At 50.0% G+C, this 22,122-nt stretch carries 19 protein-coding genes and 1 riboswitch; of the genes, 6 read left to right on the forward strand and 13 right to left on the reverse strand.

Going from position 1 to position 22,122, the window contains the following annotated elements; genetic code table 11:
- Positions 1-46 precede the first annotated feature (46 nt).
- Positions 47-3,631, forward strand: a complete 3,585-nt coding sequence (locus ESP131_RS16070) for an SH3 domain-containing protein (RefSeq protein WP_047392979.1) — start codon at positions 47-49, stop codon at positions 3,629-3,631.
- A 425-nt stretch (positions 3,632-4,056) separates the two neighbouring features.
- Here the strand turns inward: ESP131_RS16070 and ESP131_RS16075 are convergent, their stop codons facing one another.
- The 5 genes from ESP131_RS16075 to ESP131_RS16095 form a co-directional block, all read right to left on the reverse strand.
- Positions 4,057-5,145: a universal stress protein gene (locus tag ESP131_RS16075; RefSeq protein WP_069940962.1), complete on the reverse strand. Its 1,089-nt coding sequence runs from the start codon at positions 5,143-5,145 to the stop codon at positions 4,057-4,059.
- Entirely contained in the window at positions 5,142-5,663 is a 522-nt protein-coding gene (kdpC, locus tag ESP131_RS16080) for a K(+)-transporting ATPase subunit C (RefSeq protein ID WP_069940963.1), read from the reverse strand. The genes ESP131_RS16075 and kdpC overlap by 4 nt, the downstream gene beginning before the upstream one ends.
- A 14-nt stretch (positions 5,664-5,677) precedes the next feature.
- Positions 5,678-7,744 carry a potassium-transporting ATPase subunit KdpB gene (gene kdpB / locus ESP131_RS16085; RefSeq protein WP_442856559.1) on the reverse strand — a complete coding sequence of 689 codons (2,067 nt, stop codon included), beginning with the start codon at positions 7,742-7,744 and terminating at the stop codon, positions 5,678-5,680.
- A 20-nt stretch (positions 7,745-7,764) separates the two neighbouring features.
- Positions 7,765-9,405 (reverse strand): potassium-transporting ATPase subunit KdpA, encoded by a 1,641-nt coding sequence (kdpA, locus tag ESP131_RS16090; protein WP_069940965.1) that lies wholly within the window; start codon positions 9,403-9,405, stop codon positions 7,765-7,767.
- A gap of 324 nt (positions 9,406-9,729) precedes the next feature.
- Positions 9,730-9,883, reverse strand: a riboswitch (cyclic di-AMP (ydaO/yuaA leader).
- 241 nt (positions 9,884-10,124) lie between these two features.
- Positions 10,125-10,319, reverse strand: a complete 195-nt coding sequence (locus tag ESP131_RS16095; protein WP_029342614.1) for a hypothetical protein — start codon at positions 10,317-10,319, stop codon at positions 10,125-10,127.
- A gap of 170 nt (positions 10,320-10,489) precedes the next feature.
- Between ESP131_RS16095 and ESP131_RS16100 the strand changes: the two genes are divergently transcribed.
- On the forward strand, positions 10,490-10,969 hold the full coding sequence (locus ESP131_RS16100; RefSeq protein ID WP_069940966.1) for a glutathione peroxidase: 480 nt from the start codon (positions 10,490-10,492) through the stop codon (positions 10,967-10,969).
- A 47-nt stretch (positions 10,970-11,016) separates the two neighbouring features.
- Here the strand turns inward: ESP131_RS16100 and ESP131_RS16105 are convergent, their stop codons facing one another.
- Together ESP131_RS16105 and ESP131_RS16110 are read right to left on the reverse strand one after the other, a co-directional pair.
- Entirely contained in the window at positions 11,017-11,586 is a 570-nt protein-coding gene (locus ESP131_RS16105; protein WP_069940967.1) for a hypothetical protein, read from the reverse strand.
- Positions 11,587-11,649: 63 nt separating this feature from the next.
- Positions 11,650-12,723: a glycerate kinase gene (locus ESP131_RS16110; protein WP_069940968.1), complete on the reverse strand. Its 1,074-nt coding sequence runs from the start codon at positions 12,721-12,723 to the stop codon at positions 11,650-11,652.
- A 132-nt stretch (positions 12,724-12,855) separates the two neighbouring features.
- Here ESP131_RS16110 and ESP131_RS16115 point away from each other — a divergent pair, with 132 nt between their 5' ends.
- A complete protein-coding gene (locus ESP131_RS16115; protein ID WP_069940969.1) occupies positions 12,856-13,545 on the forward strand; it encodes a hypothetical protein in 690 nt (229 codons plus the stop codon).
- Positions 13,542-14,162, forward strand: a complete 621-nt coding sequence (locus ESP131_RS16120; RefSeq protein WP_069940970.1) for a hypothetical protein — start codon at positions 13,542-13,544, stop codon at positions 14,160-14,162. Before ESP131_RS16115 ends, ESP131_RS16120 begins: the two co-directional genes overlap by 4 nt.
- Before the next feature lie 67 nt (positions 14,163-14,229).
- Here the strand turns inward: ESP131_RS16120 and ESP131_RS16125 are convergent, their stop codons facing one another.
- Positions 14,230-15,141: a Gfo/Idh/MocA family protein gene (locus tag ESP131_RS16125; protein ID WP_069940971.1), complete on the reverse strand. Its 912-nt coding sequence runs from the start codon at positions 15,139-15,141 to the stop codon at positions 14,230-14,232.
- Positions 15,142-15,313: 172 nt separating this feature from the next.
- Between ESP131_RS16125 and ESP131_RS16130 the strand changes: the two genes are divergently transcribed.
- Together ESP131_RS16130 and ESP131_RS16135 are read left to right on the forward strand one after the other, a co-directional pair.
- Positions 15,314-16,567, forward strand: coding sequence for an SH3 domain-containing protein (locus ESP131_RS16130; RefSeq protein ID WP_069940972.1), 1,254 nt, complete (start codon positions 15,314-15,316; stop codon positions 16,565-16,567).
- A 146-nt stretch (positions 16,568-16,713) separates the two neighbouring features.
- Positions 16,714-17,319 (forward strand): AmiS/UreI family transporter, encoded by a 606-nt coding sequence (locus ESP131_RS16135; RefSeq protein WP_069940973.1) that lies wholly within the window; start codon positions 16,714-16,716, stop codon positions 17,317-17,319.
- A 286-nt stretch (positions 17,320-17,605) separates the two neighbouring features.
- Here the strand turns inward: ESP131_RS16135 and ESP131_RS16140 are convergent, their stop codons facing one another.
- The 5 genes from ESP131_RS16140 to ESP131_RS16160 are packed head-to-tail and all read right to left on the reverse strand — an operon-like array spanning position 17,606 to position 22,115.
- Positions 17,606-18,496: an LCP family glycopolymer transferase gene (locus ESP131_RS16140; RefSeq protein WP_029342623.1), complete on the reverse strand. Its 891-nt coding sequence runs from the start codon at positions 18,494-18,496 to the stop codon at positions 17,606-17,608.
- Between the two features lie 29 nt (positions 18,497-18,525).
- Complete coding sequence (locus ESP131_RS16145) at positions 18,526-19,296, reverse strand: hypothetical protein (protein WP_231925654.1); 771 nt, start codon at positions 19,294-19,296, stop codon at positions 18,526-18,528.
- Positions 19,293-20,444 carry an aminotransferase class I/II-fold pyridoxal phosphate-dependent enzyme gene (locus ESP131_RS16150; RefSeq protein WP_069940974.1) on the reverse strand — a complete coding sequence of 384 codons (1,152 nt, stop codon included), beginning with the start codon at positions 20,442-20,444 and terminating at the stop codon, positions 19,293-19,295. The genes ESP131_RS16145 and ESP131_RS16150 overlap by 4 nt, the downstream gene beginning before the upstream one ends.
- Positions 20,441-21,514 (reverse strand): lipid II:glycine glycyltransferase FemX, encoded by a 1,074-nt coding sequence (locus tag ESP131_RS16155; RefSeq protein ID WP_047392918.1) that lies wholly within the window; start codon positions 21,512-21,514, stop codon positions 20,441-20,443. The genes ESP131_RS16150 and ESP131_RS16155 overlap by 4 nt, the downstream gene beginning before the upstream one ends.
- On the reverse strand, positions 21,495-22,115 hold the full coding sequence (locus ESP131_RS16160) for a sugar transferase (protein WP_069940975.1): 621 nt from the start codon (positions 22,113-22,115) through the stop codon (positions 21,495-21,497). The genes ESP131_RS16155 and ESP131_RS16160 overlap by 20 nt, the downstream gene beginning before the upstream one ends.
- Between the last annotated feature and the right edge of the window lie 7 nt (positions 22,116-22,122).

Raw genomic sequence — 22,122 nt, forward strand, 5'->3', positions numbered from 1 at the left:
CCGATTCCGTCCATCCGGACGAATATCTACTAGGAGGAAAGATACTTTGAACACGACATCATTCTCGAAGACCTTGAAGGTGTTCGCGAGCTTTCTCATCGTTTTCAGCATCGTTTTAACATCTTTACCAGTAGCTGAAGCAGCGACGACGAAAGCGACGACCTACCGTCTGTCTACCGATAGTTATCTGTACGACAAGACGGCATCTTCTCGGAAACGCTTGTTGACGATCAAGACCGGAACTGTCGTTTCATCCACGTATGCTTCTGGAGCATTCAGAAGAGTGACATACGCTGGAAAAACGGGATATGTCGCGTCGAAATACCTCACGCTGTATGAAAAGAAACAAACCGTTTCTGGACAGCGCTACCTCGTCCTCAAAAAAACACCGATCAAAAAGACCGCAGTGGATACTGCAACGACGATCGGTACGTTGAACGAAGAGGATGTGTACTACACGTCACAACGTGTGACGAATCCATATGGCGAAACATGGTACCGCGTCAAATATGACGGGAAGACGGGCTATGTAGCTGCCGGCGCAAAAGCAGTTGCCTATAAAAAGGTGACGAACACGACGTCAAGAACGGTCGACGCTTATATCTTGCGCCAATACGCTGGAACAGGTTATCCAAAAGTTCAGACCATTCCATCTGGAAAAGACGTCAAAATCGTCGGTCGGATCGAGGACTGGGTCAGCGTTCAGTACGATGGGAAAAAAGGCTACATGCATCAAGATGCGTTCGCCTCTTCTGAAAAGCAAAGTGTGACATTGATTCCACAAACACGGTATCAGACGAAAAGTGTGACACCCCTTTACAGTCAAGCGGAAGCGAAGAATAGCTTAGCCAGTCTTCCGAAAGACACGATTGTCACATCAAGCGCTAAGACGGCAACGTATCATCAAGTCACATACGCTGGTAAAACGGGTTACGTCTTATCCGCTACATTGGCAGAGTACACAGAAAAGACGAAGCTTCCGTCTTCACGCTTCCTGTTGACAGCATCACTTGCCATCAAGACGACACCTGCAACCAATGGAAAAACACTTGCGACACTAAGTGCTGGAAACGTCTACTACACGAAGACACGTGTGACGAATCCACTCGGTGAAACATGGTATCAAGTATCGAAGGAAGGTAAAACCGGCTTCGTATTAGCGAATCAGGCAACACCAATCGCTTACGAATCACAATCAAACCTTTCATTGAAAACGACAGCCGCGACAACGATCCGCTCGTATGCAGGTCCATCGTATGCTGCAGTGCAAACGATCCCGAGCAATACGATCATCAAAATTTCTGGACGGATCGGCAATTGGTACCGGGTCAGTTATAACGGTAAAACGGGATATGCTGCTTCCAGCACCTTTACGACGCTTGCAACGAAGCAGAAAATTGCAGGCGCACGCTTTGAACTTGAAAAAGCAGTTTCGATCAAATCTTCACCAGATGTAAAAGCATCCACGCTGACAACACTGCAGAGCGGTGACATCTACTACACGACACAACTCGTGACGTCAAACGGTCAGCAATGGCATCGTGTGAGCAAGGATGGAAAGACAGGCTACATTCCTGTCGGTCAAGGGAAGAGCGTTCGTTATCAATCGGACCGGATCGTCATGCAGACGACGACTTCGACTCCCCTCCGTTCATATGCTGGAAACACTTACGCGACCGTCAAAACGATTCCTTCTGGTACGAGCATCACGGTCACTGGAATGATCAATGATTGGTATCGTGTGACGTACAACGGGAAAACAGGTTATATCGCTTCGCGTTACGCTAAGGAAAAAGTCATGGCGCAATCGATTCCATCTTCTTCTTATCGCCTTGGACGTACCGTCGAAGTAAAAACGTCGCACCAAGCCACAGCTGACACTCTCGTTCGCCTCTCTTCTGGAGACGTCTACACGACAAATCAAGTCGTCACGACTGGTCGTTCGGAGCAATGGCATCGTCTGACGGTTGACGGGAAAACCGGTTACATTCAAATCAATCAAGGTTCACCTGTCACATACGAAAGTGTCAATAACCACCGCTATCAAGCAACGACGGATACGACACTCCAGTCGGATGCCGGTTCAGCTTATGCGACGGTGACGAAGCTGCCAAAAGCAGCCGTCGTTCAAGTAACAGGTAGTCTCGATCAGTGGTTAAAAATCAGCTACGCTGGTAAAAACGGCTATGTTTTAAAATCAACACTGACACCGTACACGGAAACGAAAAAGATTACGGGTGCACGTTTCTTGGCGAATCAATCACTTGTCGTCAAACAAGCACCGGACGATCAAGCAGCAACTGTCACGACACTCTCGTTCGGAAATGTCTATTACACATCTTCTTTGATCACGTCCTACACGAACACCTCGTGGCATAAAGTAACGATTGATGGCAAAACGGGTTATATCCGCACCGGACAAAACACGTCATCAATCAAATACGAAGCAAAACAAAAATTGTACGTACGGGCTACATCAAACGTTGCTTTACGCTCTTACGTCGGTAGCTCATACAATGTCATCAAGACGATTCCTCAAAATCTCGTCGTCACTGTCTCTGGTCAAATCGGTGATTGGTATAAGATTTCCTACGATGGCAAAAGTGGATATGCATATAAGGGGGCGTTCGTGACGACTTCTTCTAAATTAAACGTCTATAACTCCGTCGCGACACCGTATACGTTCGATAGTTTCATCAGCGCACAGATGAAACTAAATCCACCTCCGCAAACGGATATCTACAAAAACAAATTGATGTACGTCAGCACGGGTTACGTCCGTCTCGGTGGTGCACTCGATCCAGTCAATGGAACGATTGCGACTGTCACAGCGACGACACCGCTCAACATTCGTTCAGGCGCTTCGACAGCAAGTCACGTCTATGGTCAATTCCAGCCTGGTCGGATGATTCGCGTCTATCAATCCGTCAGCGGCTTCTATACGACGTACCCACGTGTCTATTCGAACGCAACGAATTACTCGACGATCCAGTGGCTGAATGCACTCGAAACAGACGTCCGTAACGCTGCTGATCCACTGAAGGTCGACCGGAATTCTTCAGACTTCTATCAGTTCCTTGATCTATCGAAAACAACAGGTGCGACACCTGCGACACTCGATAAGATGTTAGCGAACGTCACGAAGGGCGAAGGAATCTTCAACAAGTGTAGCAACGGTAGTTGTGGTCAAGCGTTTATCGATGCTGGTCAAAAGTACAGCGTCAACGAAGCTTACTTGATCTCCCACGCTTTGCTTGAGACAGGTAACGGAAAATCGACACTCGCAATGGGTGTGACATGGAATGGACGCAAAGTCTACAACATGTACGGCATTGGTGCGTATGATTACGATGCAATCAACACCGGTGCTGCTTATGCGTATAGCCAAGGTTGGTTCACTCCGGAAGCCGCGATTGTCGGTGGTGCTGAATTCATCAGCACGAAGTACATCCACAATGCCTATGGACAAAATACGCTTTACAAAATGCGTTGGAGTCCGATGCGCCCTGGTAGCCATCAGTACGCAACAGACATGGGATGGGCCGTCAAACAGACATCACGGATCTATTCACTCTATCAACAGATGGATAGCTATACGGCAACCTTCGATATTCCAGTCTTCGCTCGTTGAGGGATAGTTAAAAGCATACACGCAAAGGAGTAGTTCTTCTCTTGATAGAGAAAGACTACTCCTTTTTCGTAATATTTATAAATTGAAAAGTAAATGACGTCACTCTCGTTTTTATGGCGGACGTTTCCGACATCCTCGCTTTCCACAGGCGGGAGGTAAGCCGCGACATCTCGCACTCCATGCGATTTGTTCACTCGAAATCGCTTCCTAGGGAAAAACAAGCAGGAGCGACCCTGCAACGAAGTGAAGCGGCGCGATGCTTGTCCCAGGAAAACGATGCGAGATGAACAAAAAAAGTGCAATCTTTCTCGCTAAGAGAAAAACTACACTCTGCCTTCATATGAATGGTACTCCATAATACTACGAAACACTGTTACCTTTGAATGATACGAAGAGAACCCCTGCATTTACGCGGAAGGGCTCCCCTAGCGTTCCATGTCATCGGCAACGATTTGAATATCGATCCCGCGGACATGACGCATGATTTCATTGATGATCGATCCACGCCGGACTTCCTGCCAACGGGTCCGTGCAGATTGACCGAGGACGATTTGAGTGATGCGATGATGCTTGGCAGCTGCCGTGATCGCTTGGGCGATCGAGCGCTCGCCTTGAATCCGGATCAGCACCTCTGCTCCGAACAAGGAGCCACTCTCGCGTACCATCGCTAAGACTTCTTTTTGTTTCGTATTCAATTGATTTTCCGCTGCCGGTAAAATCGTTAGGACATACAGTTCTGCCTTCAATCGACTCGCCATCCGAAAGCCACGATAGATCAACTTCCGCGCATTGTCGTTGAGCTGGATACAGACGAGAATCCGTTCTTGTAGCGACGCCGGATCCTTTTCAATCAACAAGCGTGATTGATAGACTTGATCGTCGACTTCGTCCGCGACCTGACGTAGCGATAACTCACGTAAGCTCGCAAGATTCTGAAGCGAAAAAAACGAATTCAAGCTCTGTTCAATCTTTTCCTTCTTATAGATCTTTCCTTGCTCGAGTCGTTCCCGTAACGTCTGTGGCGTGACATCGACGAGTAGAATTTCATCGGCTTCCCCGAGAAACGGATCCGGAATGCGTTCCCGCACTTCGACACCCGTCACTTCTTTGACTTTAAAAAGCAAGCTTTCGAAATGCTGGATGTTGACGGCCGAATAGACATTGATTCCCGCTTCAAGCAATGCTGCGACATCTTGATAGCGTTTCTTTCGTACCGATCCTGGCGCATTCGTATGCGCCAGTTCATCGATCAGTACGATATCGGGGCGACGGGCAATGATCGCGTCCACGTTCACCTCGGGGAATGTCTTGTCCTTATAGACGACTTCAAGTAGCGGGACTTGTTCGAGTTGCCCGACCATCTCTGCCGTCTCTTTTCGACCATGCGTCTCAATCAGACCGATGACGACATCCTTACCCTCAAGCGTCAATGTTCGTGCATCGGCAAGCATCTTATACGTTTTTCCGACACCAGGAGCTGAGCCGATGTACAGCTTCAGCTTTCCTCGTGTCATGACTTACTCCGATCAAGCGCTAAGTTCAAACGCAAGACGTTGACGTAATCATGGGTTCCGGCTTCCTTCGTGATCAACTTCCGCACTTCTTCACGCGACAGGTCGCGCGCGGTTGCGATACGCTTCGCCTGAACCAAAGCATAATCGACTGAGATGTGCGGATCGAAGCCAGAACCGGATGTCACGAGGGCATCGTCCGGAAGCGAAGCGCCGTCCTCTTGGTTCTGTTTCTGTAATTCCGCCATCTTCGTGCCAAGCTCCGGGTTCGATGCTGCTAGGTTATCCCCAGCAGACGCTCCCGCTAATTGATCGACCGCTGATGGACGTCCGTGAAAATACTGTTTCGACGTGAACGGCTGGGCAATCAATTCCGATCCGATCAATTTTCCGTTTTCTTGTACTAAAGAACCTTCAGCTTTATCCGGTACGAGTAATTGACCAAACAGGGTCAATAAAGCGGGAAAGACGATCCCGCATAACGCTGCGACGAAGACCGTCACACGAATGGCTTGTTTCATGATTCGTTTTCTCCTTAGAGGATGCTTGCAAGCAAGACATCGATGATTTTAATCCCGATGAACGGTACGACGACACCGCCAAGACCGTAGATCAGTAAGTTACGACCGAGTAATTGATCCGCCGTCATCGGTTTGTAAGTGACTCCTCGCATCGCAAGCGGAATCAACATCGGAATGATGATCGCGTTGAAGATCAAGGCAGACAAGATCGCACTCGTCGGTGAATCAAGACGCATGATATTGAGTACTTCCATCTGTGGAATGGCGACCATGAACATTGCCGGGATGATCGCAAAATATTTCGCGACATCGTTTGCGATCGAGAACGTCGTCAACGCTCCCCGTGTCATCAAGAGCTGCTTACCGATTTCGACGACTTCGATGATCTTCGTCGGGTTTGAATCAAGATCAATCATGTTCGCTGCTTCTTTCGCCGCTTGTGTTCCGCTGTTCATTGCGAGACCGACGTCGGCTTGAGCGAGTGCCGGTGCGTCATTCGTACCGTCTCCTGTCATCGCGACGAGGTGACCGGCTGCTTGTTCCTGCTGGATGACACGGATTTTATCTTCTGGTTTACATTCCGCGACGAAATCATCGACGCCTGCTTCCCGGGCAATCGTTGCTGCCGTCAACGGGTTATCTCCGGTACACATGACCGTCTTGATGCCCATTTCACGTAAACGATCGAATCGTTCCCGCATGCCCGGTTTGACCGTATCTTTTAAATAGATGACGCTAAGGATCGTTGCGTCGATCGCGACGACAAGTGGTGTGCCACCGAGACGAGAGACCGCATCTACTTTCTCTTGCAAATCATTCGGAATCGTTCCACCTTGTTCCTTGACCCATTCTTGAATCGCTTGTCCCGCCCCTTTGCGTACACGGCGACCATCTCTTAAGTCGAGTCCGGACATCCGTGTCTCTGCGCGGAACGGTACGATTTCCGCTCCATCTAACCAGTGTTGTTCCACCGGCATTGCGCGAAGTTCAGCGAGTTCAAGAACGGAACGTCCTTCTGGTGTCTCATCAGCGAACGAGGCGAGGATTGCCCCCTCGAACGCCTGCTCAGTAGCGCATCCGCCAACCGGTGTGATTTCCGACGCCATCCGGTTCCCGAACGTGATCGTTCCCGTTTTGTCCAGGATGATCGTTTGGATATCGCCTGCAGCTTCAACTGCCTTCCCGCTCATCGCGATGACGTTGAAACGCGTAACGCGGTCCATTCCGGCGATTCCGATGGCGGACAGCAAGCCACCGATCGTCGTCGGAATCAGACAGACGAGCAAAGCGATTAAGATCGGACCCGAAAGATCGAATCCAAGGTAGTTCGTAAAGACGGGTAATGTCATGACGACAAGTAAGAAAATCAACGTCAAGCTCGTCAAGAGCGTTGATAACGCGAGTTCGTTCGGTGTCTTCTGACGACTCGCGCCTTCGACGAGGGCAATCATCTGGTCGAGGAACGATTCACCTGGATTACTCGTGATTCGGACTTCGATCTCGTCACTGACGACGAGTGTGCCACCGATGACCGATGAGAAATCACCGCCTGCTTCCTTGATGACGGGTGCGGATTCACCCGTGATCGCCGATTCATCAATCGAAGCGAGACCTTTAATGATTTCACCGTCACCCGGTACATACTCACCTGCTCGGACGAAGACGATATCGCCCTTCCGGAGTGTTGCGGACGAGACACTTTGAATCAGTTGTCCGACACGTTTACGGGCCATGACGTCCGCTTTCGACGCTTTCAGTGAGTCCGCTTGTGCTTTCCCACGTCCTTCCGCGATCGACTCCGCGAAGTTCGCGAATAAGACCGTCAAAAAGAGGATGATGCTGACCGTCAAGTTAAAGCCACGCATTTCGTCAATGAAGATCGTATAGCCGATTGCGAGCAAGCAACCGATCCAGACGACGAACATGATTGGTTGTTTGACCATGTTGACGGGATTTAATTTTTTAAAGGCGTCGATCGTCGCTTGACGCGCGATCGAGCCATTGATTGCTGATTTGGATTGGTGTTCCGGCTCCCCGTTCGGTTGGTGTTCCTCGGGCGTCGGATGCATGATTCGTTCCATCATATGCTTTTATCTCCTGTTCACATCGTCAGCCAATCCGCGACCGGTCCAAGTACGAGCACTGGCAAGAATGTCAATGCACCGACGAGTACGACCGTACCGAGGAAGACTGTTCCGAAGAGTGGTGTATCTGTCTTAAACGAAAATTCATCTTGAGGAACCGATGGCTTCGCTTTAAGCGAACCCACGATTGCAAGCATCAAGATCAATGGGATGTAGCGTCCGAAGAATAGCGCGAATGATGTCGAGACGTTCCAGTAGACGTTGGCGTCGCCAAGCCCTTCAAACCCGGATCCGTTATTCGCCGTCGCGGACGTGAACTCGTACAAGACTTGCGACAGTCCGTGATAACCTGGGTTCGAGATGCCGGCAACGCCTGGTGCAACATACATCGAGATTGCCGTTCCGACGAGAATTAGGAATGGCGGTACGAGTAGCGCGATCGCGATCATCTTCACTTCGAACGTCTCGATTTTCTTTCCGAGGAACGTCGGTGTCCGACCGATCAAGAGACCTGTTAGGAAGACTGCGACGAAGGCGTACAGCAAGACGCTCAGGAATCCTGCACCTGCTCCACCGTAAACGATGTTGAGCATCATGTTGCCGAGCTGTATCAATCCAGCGAGCGGATGGAGTGAGTCATGCATCGCATTGACCGCTCCGGTTTCAGCTGCCGTCGTAATCGAACTGTAGAGCGCCGTTCCGATTTGACCGAACCGTAATTCCTGACCATGTGCCGTTGGATTCGCAAGTAAGCTCCCTGCCATCCCGACCGTCATCATGATGAAGAGAAGCGTCATCACGCCGAGGAACAGTCGTCCTTGTTTCGCTGAACCGATGATTTTGCCGTACGCGATTGGAAGTGACATCGGAATCAGTAGCATCAAGAACATCTGGATGAAGTTGACGAATTGGTTCGGGTTCTCGAATGGATGAGCACCATTGACACCAAAGAAACCACCACCGTTGTTCCCGAGCTGTTTGATGACTTCGAATGCAGCAACCGGTCCACGGTAAATCAATTGTTTCGCTCCTTCGAGCGTCGTGACGCTGACCGCCCCACCAAACGTCTGTGGTACACCGAAGACGATCATGACCATCCCGAATACGAGTGAAATCGGAATCAGGATCCGAAAGATGAAGCGAACGAAGTCGGCATAGAAGTTACCGAGCGGTTTGTTCGCAAGACCACGAATGACAGCGATACAGACCGTGAATGCCATCGTCGGAGCGACGAACAACATCGTTCCGAGAACGAACGTTTGCGAGAGATATGAGAGTGCCTCGCCTGAATAGTGTTGTTGATCGGTGTTCGTCATGAAACTGATCGTCGTATGCAGCGCTGTCGACCAATCGAGATTCACAGCACCGTTCGGATTGAGCGGTAGACTGCCTTGGAAACGAAGTAGCAAATAACCACCGATGAAGAAGAACACATTTACAAGTAACAAACTTTTCGAATAGCCGACCCACGATTGATCGTGTCTCTTTTCATCGACGCCGAGTAACAACAGAAGTCGTCGTTCGACCTTACCGATTTTATCGACCCGACGCTCTGCGACAGGTGCGAAGTATATCCCGATGTAGCGACCAAGCAAGACCGCCGCGCAAAGTGCGATGACGAGTAGGATCCAAAATTGGATCATGAATTGAGTCCACATGTTTTTCTTTTCTCCCTATGCGATTAGAATTTTTCTGGATACATCAGACAATAACCGAGATACAAGAAGACGAGGCAGCCCGTCGCCAGTAAAAACCATGTCATTTGCGGTCACCTGCTCTCCACTGGACACGCTCGATCAGATGAATCATTCCGAACGTCGTACCGAAAAAGAAGGCAAGCAGTACAATACTCCACAACTCTCCCATTATGAAATTACCCCCATATTATTCAATATTTTTACATTTAAACACGACAAAAAGACGATGTGAGGCAATAAACGGCCCCAGCATCGCCTTGATAACTTGGCATACTGAAAAAGAGTCGTTCCCTCCTAAAACGCCTGCGAGGTTAGCTGTCGGATTCGGGCATACCTAGGAATTCGCCCTACCTTTCCCGTTCGGAAAGGATTCACCCCGTGTCACGTGTCGTGACGGTTGGGTCCCCCGCTTCAATCATGAATTCGGCGTACTTTGAGATCGAAGCATTAACATGTTAGTGTTCGTTGATGAGATGGATATTACTCCGATTGTTTGAGGTTGTAAATAGAAAAGTTGAAAAAAAAATAGTCTGATTTTTTAATGACTTACTTTCGAAAAATAGCGTTTTTCCGCCCTATGCTATAGAAGAAAAAAAACCACAGAAATCGATTCCTTCATCTAAAATGGAGGAGCTCCATTTTAGCGAGAATCGTTCCGCGGTTTCATGAACGAACAATGATTATGATTGCTGATTCATTTTGGCATGGACCGTCAAAGGAGCTAGCATCGTCACCCATAGGGCAACCACTCCAGAAACAAGAATCACAATATCGCGTTCGAACCCAAGCGTCAGCAATGTAATACAACTACTGACCAGGACGAGACAAAGCGTCGCGATCATGACGAACCGCGATTGTTTCAACATTTTTCTCATGTGGCATCTCTCCTTTCCTTCCATATTCCTTTTCATCGTAACAAAGATTCGTCGAAAAAGCGCCGCTGACACCCGATTGTGATGTTTCTGTCATCTCGCAAGTAGCGATAGAAGACGACGAGAAAACGGATTTGTTACACTGGAGAAGTACTTAAAAAGGGGGAATCGATATGTTACAAGATCATTCATTTCAACGCGTCGACGGAACGTCGGCATCCTTAAGTGACTACCCAGCTCAAGCATGGCTGATCGTCAATACAGCCAGCAAATGTGGCTTAACGCCACAGTTCGAAGGACTCGAGCAATTGCATCAAGACTATCGTTCGCAAGGATTGACCGTACTTGGTTTCCCATGTAATCAGTTCGCGAATCAAGATCCGGGAACGGACGAGGAGATTCAGTCGTTCTGCCAAGTCAACTACGGCGTGACGTTCCCCGTCTTCTCGAAAATCGATGTCAACGGTGAGCAAGCACATCCGTTATTCGAGGAACTGAAAGCACAAGCACCAACGACGGACGGTGCAACAGACATCGAGTGGAACTTCACGAAATTCCTCGTGACCCGTAATGGAGAAGTGACGCGGTTCTCTCCAAAAACGAATCCAACTGATTTAACGGCAGCGATCGAACGATTGCTCGTTCAAGTCTAAAAAAACAAGCTTCCCTCCTTCTCTCTTGAAGGAACGGAAGCTTATTTTTATGTTGTCCCCGGCTCCAGATGACGACTGATCATCTCTTCCGCCAATCGTTTGACGTCATCGATATCGCGCATTTCCGTGAACGGATGTCCCCAGACGATCAGCTCTTCGATTTCTTCAATCGGTTGTGTCGTGTAGTGTGTACCATCGGCAACGAACTCTTGCGCAATCGTGGATTCAAAGGCAGCATATTTTAGGAGCCACGGCTTTTCACTCAAGATTTTTTGCGCATGTTTCGCTTGCTTGAACGTAACATCACCGACGAGGACGACCGGGTCGAATCGTTCATGGAGCGGATGCGTATATTGAACAGAGATCAGCAATCCATGTTGGTTCGTTTTTTCTTGTTGCCGGACATACGTCCGTGTTAAAAAGTGCGGCACGAGTGACTCCGCACTCTCCTTCGTCTGATGGATGCTCAGACCATGTTCCGTTTGGACGACTTCCGGGAGGACCGGTTCGTATCCACGGTTTGCTAATTGTTGATCGAGCTCTTTGAATAATAGCAGGGTATGTTCGACCAGTGCACGGACTTGTCGAAACGATAATTGAATCGATTGATTGATCATACGATGACCTACCTTCTCTAAAAGTATGGCAATATACAGTTATTTACCCAAACTTTTCCGACTTCATCCCTGTTTCTGTGAAAGTTCCTCGAGCCACTTACGTGCTTGTTCGCTCATACGAGCCATTGTCTGTTCTCGCTCGAGCGTGATTGCTTGTCCGGCATGGATCGAGCGACAATCGAGTGCGTGCGGCATGTTTTCTTTGACGATTCCAGCAAGGATCAGACAAGGAATGTCAGCTGCTTGTGCCATCCGCGTGACCTCACCCGGTAACTTACCGATTTGACTTTGACGGTCGACGCGTCCTTCTCCCGTCCAAACATAATCCGCTTGCTCCATCCGCTCTGCTACGCGAAGATGTTGCAGGATCGTCTTGGCTCCTGGAACGATTGTGCCACCAAGCGCATAGATCGCTCCCCCGAGTCCACCGGCTGCTCCAGTTCCTTTAACATTTTCTAGTCCAAGTAACCGCTCGATCCGTTCAAGTTGCTGATCGAGCTTTACGATGTTTTCTAAAAGCAGTCCTTTTTGCGGACCGAACAGATAAGCTGGACCATCTGGACCATGATAAAGAGCTGTCACATCGACGAGCGCTTCCAGTTGAACAGGATACGCTGGGCATTGAATAGTATGCGTCTCAAGTAACGGATTCGTTTGAAACAAAATCGGATCACCCGACGCATCTTCAAGTCGACAACCGACTTCCGCGAGTAAACCGAGTCCGCCGTCCGTCGTACCAGTCCCGCCTAAAGCCAGTCGGATCTGCGTGATTCCTTGATCACGTAACTGAGCAATCAAACGACCGACACCACGCGTATTCATTCGGACGGGATCATCCTCGCTTCGCCGCATCGGCAATCCACAAATACGCGCGACTTCGATGACGGCATCTGTACCCTTGACAGCGTACTCTACTTCACACGGACGACCTGCCAAATCCATCGTCATCGCCGTCTTCACGTCATATCCGAGTGCGAGATAGACATCGAGCGTTCCCTCCCCGCCGTCCGCAACAGGCGAAGAATCGATGATCGCTGTCGGATCATACGCTCGGATCCCGGAGGCGACAGCTTCTGCTGCCTCGTTCGAAGAAATACTCCCTTTGAATGCATCCATCAAAATCAAGTGACGTCCCATCTGTCCATTCCCCCTAAAAAAACTCGTATCAAGTTTTGATTGCGTTTCCAATTAATGTTACGATGATACTAATTTCAAATTACCATTACCTTATCTGACATTTCATTTTACATACACAGGAGGTCTTATTTCATGGAACGCTGTTCGTTATGTGGTACACCACTTCGTCAACACGATACGACTTGTTCTCATTGCCAACATCCTGTCATCAAGAAAGAACGACCAGCTGAACCACCTGCTCCGTCCTCTTCACGGACTTGGTTCATCAGCACCTGTCTTTTGCTCTTTCTCGTCGGAGGAGGCGGTTTCCTGTGGTATTCGTTAAAAGATCCCGTTTCGCCGGAAGCCGGTCAGACACCTAGCGTCGAAGCACTCGCTCTTTCTGAATGGTCCGATGAACAAACGGCTTACAATCAAACGTATTCGAAAGATCGGCCTCCGACGTCCTATGATGTTCTTCGTTTCGTCCGCCAATACACACGAACGATCCCAGAGCTTGCGACGTATTCGAAGAAATACGATTCCATCGAGACATTTTCCGCGATCCAGTTTACGACCTTGAAGGTGTTCGAATCCGAGTTCGACCATCTCGAGCGATTGACGAATGCCGTTGATGCCCCTGTCGCTCCAAGTGTTCTTGCCGTGACATTCCAAAAATTCACGTCAAAGGGTGCTACGTATCGTTTACGTACACAGGAAACGTATCAAATCGAGACGGCAAAAGGGTCGAGACCCGTGACCTACCGTGTCCATTATCGTTTGAAAGTGCATACGGATCATCTCCAAATCATTGATGTCAACCGGACGGAGGTGAACTCATGAAACGTGTACTCCTCTGTCTGCCCCTTTGTCTCCTGATGGCGTGTTCGCCCGAAACATCCAAGATTCAAGAACAGCTCGAACAGCAAACCTACACCCGCGCCGTTGAACAATCGAAACAAGACATCGATGAACCGGCTGCTCGACTGATGGTTCAGCTTGAGCGACAGCTTGCCGGTTATCAACTGCGTGATGTCTTAAAAACGGCGGAGGCGATCGAACGCCTTCAACTCGCAGCGGATCATCCCGTCCAAAAACGAGCCGAAGCCATTGCCCTCAGTGCAAGAGAGACGTTGCAACAAGTCAAACAGTTCGAAGGAACGTACGAAGTCGAGCGAAGCACGCTCGAAGACGAGCCGTTCGATGGAACCGGGCGCATCGATGTCTCTTTTGATGAGCAAGATACCTTGATCGCGACACTTCGCTTTGATCAGTTCGGTCTCCCCGACGCACTCCGAAACGACGAAGAAATCATTCGTTTTGAACCGGATTTCTCTGCTCGTGTCAGTTTATCCGGAGGACAAGTCAGTTACCGTTTCGTCCGTTCGACACTCCGCGTGACGTTCGAAGGACCCGGCGGTAAGCGGATCTATCAACTCAAACAACTATCAAAGAAGTAATAGCTAAAATGCCGCTTCACTCTGAGAGAATACCCTCGAGTAAAGCGGCATTTTTTACGATTCTTACTCAGCGCGCAGCTTGGACGTGCTCATACACCTGTTGGCATAATTCATGTGTCGCGAGGCTATCAGAAGCTACGACCGATTCGGACGGTTCCCCTTTGACCGTCCGAAGAAACGCGTCCAGCATACCGACGAATCCACGGCGCTTTAGCGTCGCTTCCCAGTTATCGAGCGGATACCGAAGCGTCCCTTGCTTCGTCAATTGATCGAGTGTCGTCACGTCCGTTGCGATTCGTTTTTCTTCCGGTCCCATCACCTCGACTCGTTCTTCCGTGATACCGTTATTGCGGTTCATGACACCGATTGCCGTGATACCGTTTGAGACGAATTGAATCGTCACGTGATGCAGACCGCTTGCGTCCTGCTTACTCTTGACGTGTAGGTCTTCAATCTCACCGCGTCCTGTCAAGAAACGCAGTGTATCCGCAACATGAATGAAGTCGTCAAATAGAAACGGCTTAGCGTCTTCGATGAACGACGTCCGATTTTTTTGCATGAGGACGAGATTCGGATCGTTGACCTCAAGCAAGCGCTGATGCGCTGAAGCGAAGCGTCGATTGAATCCCGTGATGAACGGTAACTGTTTCTCCTCTGACAAACGTGTCAGTTCACGAATCTCTTCGATTTCCATCGAGACCGGCTTATCAACGTAGACGGCGATTCCTGCTTCAAGCGCTTGCCGTGCCTGCTCCGCATGGACGACAGTCGCTGAATGGATCATGACCGCATCGATTCCCTCCTGTACGGCGTCAGCAAACGTCGCGTATGTTCCTGCAAAGCGATAGGCCGCTTGCAATCGTTTTGCTTTTTCCTCGTCTCGCGAGATCAGATACACCTCGATATCGGATCGTTCGGCATAGACGGGTAAGTAGGCTTTTTGTGCGATGTCCCCTAGACCAATGACTGCTAATTTCATGTGAACTCCTCCTTTTCCTCTGTTGCTTACATTCCCTATGATACGTCAATTGACACGAAAAGATGGAAATCAGCTCGTTACAGGATTCGAATTCCTTTTTTTGAAAAGAAGTGAATTTCCTTTTTTTGTTTTATGATAAAACCATATTTGAACAAGGAGGGAATGAGTTTTTATGAAGCGCTTGCTCCGTACTAGTCTTACGCTCTTATTATTGTTCGCTTTATGTCTTCCTGCCATACCTGCAAAGGCAGCCAGTTACCAAGTCGTCGTCACTTCGACGATTGGGGCGAACATCCGCTCAAAGCCGAGTACAGCCTCGTCTGCGACAATCGTCCGACGTGCCGCGTACAAGGCAAAATTCACAGCCGTCTCGTATACGAATGGCTGGTATAAGATCAAGGACGGAGGTACATATCGTTATCTATCGAACCAAGTCGCTAAAAAAGTAACGAGTAGTTCCGTGAAGACGTACAAAATCGTCGTCTACTCGAAAGCTGGAGCGAACGTCCGGACATCACCAAGCACGGCCTCATCAAAAAATATCAAACGACTCGCATCCTACAATTCGAAGTTCAATGCAGTCTCGTACTCGAACGGTTGGTATAAGGTCAAAGGGAAAGTCAATTATTATTACGTCTCTAGCCAAGTTGCCCGAAAAGTGACGACGAGCAGCCCTAAACCATCGAGTGGCAGTTATCCGGTTGCATCGATGCGGTATTTCAAGCTTGGATCGTCAAGTTATCAATTGACGAAGGAAAGCTTCGTCCGTCGTTACCCAGCGAGTACGACGAAACTGTTGACGGGAATCGTCGCGTATGATGAAGCAGCACGTAAAGGTACGCTCGATCAAGTGTTCACTCTGACGTCTTCGATGTTATCCGTTCCGGCAGGTAGCAGTGTCGCTGGCTTCCGGGCTGGCGATAAAGTCACGATGCGTCAACTGTTGAACGGGATGCTGATCCGCTCTGGTAATGATGCAGCAAAAGCGATCGCTGTCCGGACAGCAGGTTCTGAATCGAAGTTCGTCTCGTACATGAACAGTCGCGCCCGTTCAATCGGGATGAGTGCGAGCCATTTCATGAACCCACATGGCTTCTATCATCCAAGTCATTACACGACGGCTGCTGATATGCAAAAACTCGCGAATACATATGCGAAGTACAGCGCGCTCATGACGATCAGTGGACGAAAATCATACCAGACGACTGTCAAAGGACCGTACGCACGGACATTGACGTGGTATCACACGAACACGTCACTTCCAGGTGATACGCGTGTTTATGCGAGCAAGACCGGTTACACACCGGAATCTGGTTACACACGTGTCTTCTTCATCAAAAAAGGCTCGACGCGATATGGTCTTGTCACACTGAAAGGATCGTTGTCTCAAACCGAGACGACACTCCGTTCTGTCTTGAACCAATGATCTTTTAATCAACAACCTGATTCCCTTTCCGGGAGTCAGGTTGTTTTTCGTTTCGCCTCTAAAATTATGCTTGCGCTGAAAACGAATTCATCTTAGAGTTAAGTTTAGAATCAGACGTCTGACGTCTTAATGAAGGAGAGTTTTACGTGGGAAATGTCAGTTTGTTATTTGGGGGCGTCGCGCTCTTTTTAAATAGTTTGACCTTGTTCGGAAAAGTCGATCTCCGTAGTGCGGGTGTCTTCAGCCTTATCACTGGTCTATTGCAGACGTTCATCGCGACCTATCTCGTCATCGGTGCAGCAGGTGATCCAGCCCTGACGTTCGGATACGCGAGCATCTATCTGTTTGCCTTTACGTATGTGTACGTCGGGATCACGTTCTTATTCAATCTCGACGGGAGCGGTGTCGGTTGGTTTTCCTTGTTCGTCGCGATTGCCGCCTTGTTTTATGCGTTCGTCAGCTTTACGACGAATGACATCATCGGTGGTGTGACCTGGTTGTTCTGGGCACTGCTCTGGAGCCTGTTCTTCCTCGGAATGGGAATGAATCGCCCGATTGATGCAATCACTGCCCGCGTTGCCCTCGTCTTGAGCTGGTTGACGTTGATCGTACCGGCACTAATTGGTCTTCGGTTCGGCTACTTCAGTTCGGCATACCAGTGGTTATGGAGCGGTGCTGCCATTCTGACTGTTGTTTATTTCCTCTATACGATGATGAAATTCTCGATGCTTCGGACGATCCGCTCGTCGTAATAGATACAAGGCATTAAGCCGCTAATATGAAAAGAGGTTCGTTCCCGATCATGTTCTGGGAACGGACCTCTTTTCGTTCGATGTATACAGAACGCTATCATTCATCCGCGACTCCTACAGGAAAAGAAAGTGCCATCAGCACTTTCGTCAGGGATGGATCAGACCCGGCAAATCGCATGTAGTGCGAGCTGCCGCGGCTGATTTCCCGCCTGAGGAAAGCGAGGATGATTTTAGCGTTCGTTTCGTCATCAATCAGAACTGATGTCGTTTTTTCGCGTTATTCTCATCATTCCAGTGCTTCCTGCAGTTGAGCCTGAACTTCTTTTAACGACTTGTCCGTCGGATGCCAGTAGTAGATGCCGTCCGATTCGATGCCACCTTTCCCATCAAGTGATAAGGTCTCGACATTTCGTAAAGCATCCCGGTAATCCGTCGCGACGGTCCGAGCAACGGAAAACGGTACGTTTGTCTTAACGTTTTTCCCGAGTGCTTCAAGGATGGCATTGAAGCGACGAATCGAGAAGTCCTCCGTCATCTTATCAGCAACCGCCTGAACGACTTGCCGTTGACGGATTTGTCGTCCGAAATCTCCGCGTGGATCATCATAGCGCATTCGCGCATAAGCGAGCGCTTCCTTCCCGTTCAGTGAAAGTTCTCCTTTAGGGAACTGCATCTCATAGTATGAAAAATCGATATCGTTCTCGACGGTGACCCCATCGACGGCGTTGACGAGATCCGTAAAGCCGTCTAGATTGATCTCTGCAAAATAGTCAATCCGGATATCGAGCAGATGACTAACCGTATCGAGTGACATCTGTGGACCACCAAACGCATACGCGTGATTGATCTTATCATTCGACCCATTACCGATGATTTCTGTCTTCAAATCACGTGGGATACTGATCATCTGGCTCTTATTCGTATTCGGGTCAATCGTCACGACGATGATCGTGTCACTACGTCCTGTCTCATTTTTCCGTTGATCGACGCCGAGCAAGAGAAACGAGAGTCCTTTTTTCTGTTCGACGGCCTTCTCTGTCTCGACGCTCGCCTTGACCGGCACTTGAACCTCTTGAAGTGTTTGACTCGCTTTATGATAGACATATCCGCCTGAACCGAAGAGAAGGAGCAGGCAAATCCCCGTCAGTGTCAGTACGATCCATTTCCATTTCTTCATCACCCATTCTCCTTTTCTTCGATTTGAATTCAGGACGGTCGTTGTGCCTCAAGTATGAGCAACGCATTGCGCCAGCTACCGAACAAGGCAGTGATGACACCGATGCTCGGTGCATCGCGTCCGATACTGAACCGTTGATAACTTGCGATCGTCAGATTTTCCGTTTCTTGCGCGGCTGCAGCAAGTACGTCTAGTACCTCTTCTTCCCGCCAGCGTTTACGGGGAAATTCGATCCCGATGATTTCCAGGGCGTTCGACCAAGAGCCGTACCGGCGGGCAATCGTTGCGACGGTCGGACGATTTTGACCAGCCGCCCACTTCGTGTAGGTCTGGCTCGTCAAGACCGGCAAGGCACCTTGCGCTTCAAGTAGTGACTCGATGATCCGTTGTTCCATTTCCTGTACGCGTTCCTTCAAGATATCTGCTTCTGACAATGCCTGCTGCCACGAGTTGAATTGATGGACGATATCCGTCAGGCTTGGTGCTTGCTTCTGTTGTGCCCATTCGCGGTACGTCGCGCTCGTGAAAGGATCGAGTTCCTCCCGTGCCTGACGCAAAGCGTCAATGATTTCCGATTTCGTGAACGTCAAGCGGGCTTGTCCGATGCCAGCTCGTTCCAAGGCAATCTGCCACGATCCAAACAGCATCAAGATTTCCGCGACGCTTGGATGAGTGGTGTTCAGTTGCCAGCGGAAATAGGTATTGGCCGTCAATTCATTCTTCCCGTTCGCAGCGAGACGGAGTGCGTGGATCGCTTCCTCCATATCGCGCATGACGATGTCCCCTTCCCATATATTCATGACTGGACGTTCCGGCGTACGGTCGTCTGCAAGGCGTGACGAACGTTTCGGATGACGACGGCTTGTTCGGTGAACGTCATTTGTGAAGCAGACGGAAGGCAGAGGCCGTCTTCAAACAGGCGCCGGCTGACATCATTCCCTTCTGCTGTGACGAATGGTACATCGCGATAGACGGGCTGTAAGTGCATCGGTTTCCAGACCGGGCGGGATTCTGCGTTTGCTTGTTGCAACGTCCGAATCATTGCATCACGTTGCGCTTGACCACCAGGTAAGAGAAAAGCACTGAGCCAGCGGTTGGCGAATGTTCCGGTCTGCTCGACTTGCGACGTGACGCCGTTCGGCGCAAAGGCACGATCGTAACGATCAAAGATTTTCCGCCGCGCATCGACGCGTTGATCGAGGACTTCGAGCTGTCCGCGTCCGATCCCAGCAGCGACGTTGCTCATCCGGTAGTTGTAGCCGACTTCCGTATGCTCGTAATGGAGGACCGGTTGTCGTGCCTGTGTTCCAAGATAGAAGGCGCGTTCGATCAAGGCTGGATCATTTGCGACGAGCATCCCACCACCTGACGTCGTGATGATTTTGTTGCCATTGAATGAATAGATCCCGAACGTCCCGAACGTTCCTGTCATCCGCCCGTTGACGCGTGTTCCGAGTGATTCTGCTGCGTCTTCAATCAACGGGACATCGTACTCTTCACAGAGGGCGGCGATCTCCTCGATTTGCGCTGCGACACCGTAGAGATGGACGACGATGACCGCTTTCGGAAGTTTTCCTCGCGTTGCTGCCTGGATCAACGCGCGTCGGAGTGCAATGGGTGACATGTTCCATGTTTCCTCTTCCGAATCAATCAGGACGGGACTAGCACCAACGTAGCGAATCGGATTCGTCGAAGCGATGAACGTCAAGGACTGACAGAAGACGTCATCCCCCGTCGTGACACCAAGCGTCGCGAGTGCCAAGTGGATCGCCGCAGTTCCGCTACTCGTCGCAAGTGCTGCACCAGCCCCTGTGTAGGCACGCATATCTCGCTCAAAAGCGTCGACGTTCGGTCCGAGCGGTGCGACCCAGTTCGTCGCGAGTGCTTCCGTGACGTAACGTGCTTCTTGGCCACTTAAGTGCGGGATGGAGAGCGGGATGTGTTTCATGATGTTTCCTCCCTTCGAGGTGACAGCTGACGGAGTGGCGTCCGGTAGACCGGAAACCAATTCCCCGTCTCGACTTCCGGATGTTGTCGTTTGATTTGTCGTGCGAGCCGGTCATAAATCGTTGTATCAAGAATCGATGTCCCGAGTCCGAAAAATGTTCGATTCGCTTCGCCAAAAGACCGTTTGTAGGCGAGTAAGCTATCCTCATCGGATCGTGTCGTTCCGCCACCGAGATGTAACGCTTGCAGACCAGCTTGTTTTGCCCAGCGAATCATCTCCGCGAATAATAGGTGATTCGGTCGAAGCGACAAGTAGGCAGGATCTGAAGCACCGAGGTGATAATGTGCGAACTGGCGACCCGTTAAGACGATGCAACCAGCGATGATTCGTCCCTCTTGTTCGGCAAGCAACAGGACATTTTTAATCCGTCCGTCGGCGAAGTGATCAAAGTAGGTCTGATCAAAGTAATACCGCGCATCGGCTTGATGTTTATCCATCGTCATCTGGTAGAGACGGGCGAAGTCCGAGTACTCTTCCGGACGCCCGAGGCGAATCGTGACCCCTTCGCGACGTGCCTTCCGGATATTGCGTCGCGTCATTTGCGAGAATCCACTTTCGATCGTCTCGAATGGATCCGTCAGCTCGAGTGTCACGGTCGGCTGCAAGATATCCGTTTGATGGCACCAGTGTTGACCGAGTTCCTGGTTGTGTAGCAAGGGGTGGAAACGAACCGTCTCGGTGACGATCCCGGTCTCGTGACAGTATTGTTCGAATCGCGCGCGGGCTTCGCGAATCTGATCGAGTGACCAGATACCTGTGAAATAAGGACCACCGTAGCCGTACGGCGTCGTGATGTCTTCAAAGAGTGTGCCTGGAATCGGACGCCGCAAGTACGGATAGATCAACGTTCCGAACTCTGTTGGATAATAAAATAATTCAGGAATCTCATCGTGCTCTTTTGCGAGTTCGAAGTAAGCATGTTCGTAGTAACAATCGAGCTGATAGCTCGCGACGAGCGCGTCCCATTCCCGTGGATCCCGAATCAAGCGTTCATCGCTTAGCGACATCATGGGGAACACCTCCGTCGAGACCCTTGAACTCACCCATACTAGTCTGGTGAGCCGTCGAGTTTCCTTCTGATGAGATGACCATTTTGAACGTCTTGAACAGGATATAGAGATCGAGTCGGAACGTATGGTTTGCCGCATACCATTGATCTTGTTCGAGGCGTTGCTGCCACGTCGTTGCGTTGCGACCGTGAATCTGCGCCCAGCCTGTCAGACCAGGCAAGACGTCGTGCCGTGTCATCTGCTCCTTCGTATAGTGATTGAGATAACTGGCGAGTAAGGGACGCGGTCCGACAAAACTCATCTGTCCGCGGAGGATGTTAACGAACTGCGGAATCTCATCAAGACTTAAGCGACGAATCCACTCGAGCGATGCTGGAATCCGGTCCACATCCGGAAGGAGTTGTCCGTCGGCATCTGTTTCGTTCGTCATCGTACGGAACTTATAGATTTTGAACAGCTCCCCCTTATAGCCAGGGCGGACTTGATTGAAGAAAATCGGTCGTCCGAGTTTCGTATAGATGACTAAGGCGACGACGGCATAAACAGGAAGTAGGATCAGGATGGCGATGAGGCTAACCGTGAAGTCGAATGTGCGTTTCATGATGACG

The sequence above is a fragment of the Exiguobacterium sp. U13-1 genome (assembly GCF_001750115.1).
Classification (GTDB): Bacteria; Bacillota; Bacilli; order Exiguobacteriales; family Exiguobacteriaceae; genus Exiguobacterium_A; species Exiguobacterium_A acetylicum.